This is a genomic window from Halorubrum sp. Atlit-26R (assembly GCF_003666015.1).
Taxonomy (GTDB): domain Archaea; phylum Halobacteriota; class Halobacteria; order Halobacteriales; family Haloferacaceae; genus Halorubrum.
The window spans coordinates 1-450 of the sequence record NZ_QPLT01000520.1 but is presented as its reverse complement, the minus strand read 5'-3'; the positions used below and the strand labels follow the sequence as shown (position 1 = coordinate 450).

Sequence of the window (450 nt, the reverse complement as noted above, 5' to 3'; positions counted from 1 at the left end):
GACGACGCCAACATTAAGACCGTCACGGTCAAGCAAGAACCTACTGGGAAGTGGTACGCCATTTTCGGCATCGAGACGCCCGACGACCCGCCGGAGAAGCCGGAGAATCCCGAGAACTGCGTTGGTATCAACGTGGGGATTCTCAAGTACGCCCACGACACGGACGGAACCGCTGTCGAATCCCTCGACTTGTCCGGCGAACGCGAACGGTTGGAACGCGCACAGCGCGACCTCTCGCGGAAACAGCACGGGTCGGACAATTGGGAGAAACAGCGTCGGGTCGTGGCAGAACGCCACGCCGAGTTGAAGAACAAGCGCCGCGACTTCCTTCACAAGCTCTCGAACTACTACGCTCGGGAGTACGATTTCGTGGCCGTCGAGGACTTGGACGCGAAGGGGCTGGTCGAACTACCGGGCAACTCGCGGAACCGGGCAGGTGCGGCGTGGAAA

At 60.9% G+C, this 450-nt stretch carries 1 protein-coding gene; it reads left to right on the top strand.

Features of this window, described 5'->3' with window-relative positions; translation table 11 throughout:
* A partial coding sequence (locus tag DVK07_RS21750) for an RNA-guided endonuclease TnpB family protein (protein ID WP_147441343.1) occupies positions 1 to 450 on the top strand: 450 nt, incomplete at both ends.